Origin of the sequence: Flavobacterium sp. NKUCC04_CG, from assembly GCF_019345525.1 — a bacterium.
Classification (GTDB): Bacteria; Bacteroidota; Bacteroidia; order Flavobacteriales; family Flavobacteriaceae; genus Flavobacterium.
The window spans coordinates 1-3,496 of the sequence record NZ_JAHKRA010000032.1 but is presented as its reverse complement, the minus strand read 5'-3'; the positions used below and the strand labels follow the sequence as shown (position 1 = coordinate 3,496).

Sequence of the window (3,496 nt, the reverse complement as noted above, 5' to 3'; positions counted from 1 at the left end):
CCGCTTTTTGTGTATGCGCAAAAAGCGGTGTTGTTTTTTGTCTCTTAGATGGCTTGTTGTAAGGAGCAGATTTACTCACTGTTTTTTACAAGTCTGGTTGTTTCGTTGTAAAGTGGTTAATGGTTGGTTGCAAACTTTAACTGTTAAAATACCTAACCAATTAAAAATTTAACTAAAATTTAACTAAGTGTTTTTTATGAATTGTTAATCTTGTAACTCAAAATAGATATAATCAATCATTTATAAGTAATGTTTATGTGTTTACTATTAATAATTGTTAAAAATATACATTATGAGATATAATTACTTTTATAGAATAAAAAAAACACTTTTTGAGAATAAGTGTTTTTTAAGCTTATTGTTGCTGTGCTGCTCTTTGTCGAGTATGGGACAGCCGTTAAACAATGGCGCTTGGTTGAGTTGGGACCAAGAAGTGGGTTGTAAAACCTATGATTACGATCCCAATCCCAAATACGACGGTTATCTAGAAGATATAGCGAATGCCCCTTGTTTGTCGGTTTGCGAAGGCGGCGCCATGGCGTTTTATATGCGAGGAAACAACATTCGAGCAGTGAGTTGGGAAATTTCAGGCGGCACAATTCTGCGCGAATATCAAGATCGGATTCGTGTGCGTTGGGAAAACCGCGGTGCTGCCGGGCTTAGCTTTAAGGTTGTTTTTAATGATGGATCGATTACTCAAGGCAGTTTGTGTATCGAAGTGCTTGCAGCGCCTAATGCCGCCTTTAAATTGCAGTTACCACAGCAGGCATTACCGGATGTGGTCTGTTTAAATACACCTTTTGTAATAAACAATTTATCGGAAGCCAATGGGGGCAGTCAAATCGTCTCGTATGAGTGGGATTTTGGCGACGGCAACGTTTCACGTGAAAGAAATCCTCAACACCAGTATAGCCGGCCGGGAATTTACACGATTTCTCTCCAAGTGACCAACGAATGCCATTGCAGCAGTTATTTTAAAGCGGATATTCAGGTCGAAGCGCAAATAGCCGCTAGGATCAGTTGCCCGACGGTTTCCTGCGAGAATAGCGTTCAAACCTATACGGTCGAATCCGCATGCGGAGGTGATTGGTTTGTAGTAGGGGGAGAGGTCATCGAAGAGAATGAGCAAGAAATCCAAGTGATTTGGAATGAGGTCGATCAGGACGGTTTTGGATATGTGAGTTATATCAGTTATTGCGGTTGCCGAAATTGGACCACGGTTAAAATACCGGTTGTTAAAAATGAGGGAACAATTCAGGGAAACCCAACGGCTTGCGTGCGGAAACAACAACGCTTTTCGATGCCTCAATGGCCTACCACTGATTTTCAATGGGAATTGCTATCGTTAACAGGGGCACAGAGCACGTTGACTCCCACGGACCAACGCAACGAAATAGTTTTGAATCCATTAGAAGCAGGCAGGTATTTGTTGGTGTGTACTTATACCAATACGCTGCTAAAATGCGGTGGACGCGCCACTTTTGAAATAGAAGTGGTAGCCGTTCCAGAAATTACGGGTCCTACAGAGTTCTGTGAAACCCCCAAAGGCATTGTTTATGAATCCAATCTAAATATTCCCTTACTATGGGAAGTTAAAAAGGGTAATACCCTGGTTCATTCTCAAACGGCTAACAGCTTGTTTTGGGAAGGTGGCACAGCGGGTTTTTATACCATCACAGCCACCCATCAAGATTATTGTACGAGTATTCCTTTATTGGTCACGATTACGGAATTACCCGATATCAGTGAGGTGGAATTAATCGGAGAAAAAATGGTATGTCCGGGGGCTCCTTATGTTTACCGTATCGAAAACGACGACGCCAACTTTACTTACGAGTGGGAGGTTACCCACGGTCAAATTCACGGGTCTCGATTTGGCGATGAAGTAACGGTGACCTTTGATGTTGGCGAATCCCTAGAACGCAGCATTACGGTAAAAAAATTCTCGCTCAACAGCCTTCGTTGTACTTCTGCTCCCAAGCGTTTTAACATTTTAGCAATGAATCCCCAGGCGCGGTTTACCAATTTGGAAAACACCGTACTTTTTTGTCCGAGTACATACTCCAGTTTTAAAGTAGATTTTGATAACAATATACAACCCGATCACATACATTGGGAGTCCTTTCCAGATAATTTTGCCAATATCGTACAGGGGCAAGGAAGTAAAACGGTCCAAGTGAGTTGGAATGAAGTATCCAATACCAATTCCGGCTTTTTGCGATTAACCATCAGAAAGTGTGATCAACTCTATGTGTTTAATCATCCGATTACCCTATTTGAAAGTCCCCATTTCACTTGGCAAAATCCGAATCCGCTAAATGTATGTGTGTACGAGCCTTTTACGGTGACCTTGGTTTCGGATTCCAACCTAAGCGGAGGAAGGGTTATTTGGGATTTAAACAACGGATCGGAGCCTACGGCTGCAAGTCCTATTTCAGGAACGAGGATCAGCAGTCCGCCATTGGCATTTGAAGAGGAATTAAATGACGATATCGCTAGGGTAATTACCGCCACAATCATCAATCCCAACGGATGTGAAACGCAAATACAGTTGAATTTAAATGTGCTTTTGCACCCCAAACCGGTAATCACCGTGACTCCCAATGGCGATATCTTTGTTTGTCCTGAAAACGGCTATGCCGTAACCTTATACGCCACCCATCAATTGGATATACCCGATCAAAATATGGAATGGTATAAAAGCGGGCAAGCCGGCGTGTTGGGCTATGGCCCTCGTTATACGGTAGTTGGGGATAGTAACCACTCCGAGGCGGGGAGTTATTACGTTAAAATGACCAGTATTTTCGGTTGTTCTCGTATTTCGGATTTAGTACATATATACGAAAACTGCAATCCGAGTTGCAGCGGACTAAACGAAACGGCAACCACCTCCTTTACGCAGTCGTGTAATGACTTCTCGTTTACGGGAACCTATACGGGAAGCCCAGTTGGGGTCAGTTGGAAACAAAGCCGGTATTTGAAAAGAGCAGCCGGGCATACCGATACCCAGGCGAGCTTTACGACGACAAAACCGGGATTGCATTTTGTACAATATTGGGTCGATTACCTGATTAACGGCAATATTTGTCGGATCAACATACACAAATCGTTTTTTAAACCCTATGAGGCCAAATTCAGATACCGTATGTCGTGTGTGAGCCATAACAATACCAGAGATGTCACCATCATAGACCATTCACTCTATGCCGATCGAACCAACGTGACCTATAGCTTTAGTAGAGACGGTATGCCTGCGGAGTATAGCGGACGCAACAGCCAATATACCTTTAGAAACTTAGCACCGGGTACTTATAAATTTAAAATACAATTGAAAAACGGCAGTGCTTATCTATGTACTGAAGAAAAAACGGTGGTCGTCAAAGGGCGCCCCAACGCAGAGTTTACGGTCAACTACAACCCGAATTGTATCGAAAATCCCATTTTACTCGCACCGGTTAACTACGATCCAGAATACCAATACGAATGGGAGTTTAAT

At 42.8% G+C, this 3,496-nt stretch carries 1 protein-coding gene; it reads left to right on the top strand.

The window, feature by feature from the left end; genetic code table 11:
* Positions 1-292: 292 nt before the first annotated feature.
* On the top strand, positions 293-3,496 hold a 3,204-nt coding region (locus tag KO524_RS15035; RefSeq protein ID WP_219295053.1), incomplete at its 3' end, for a PKD domain-containing protein.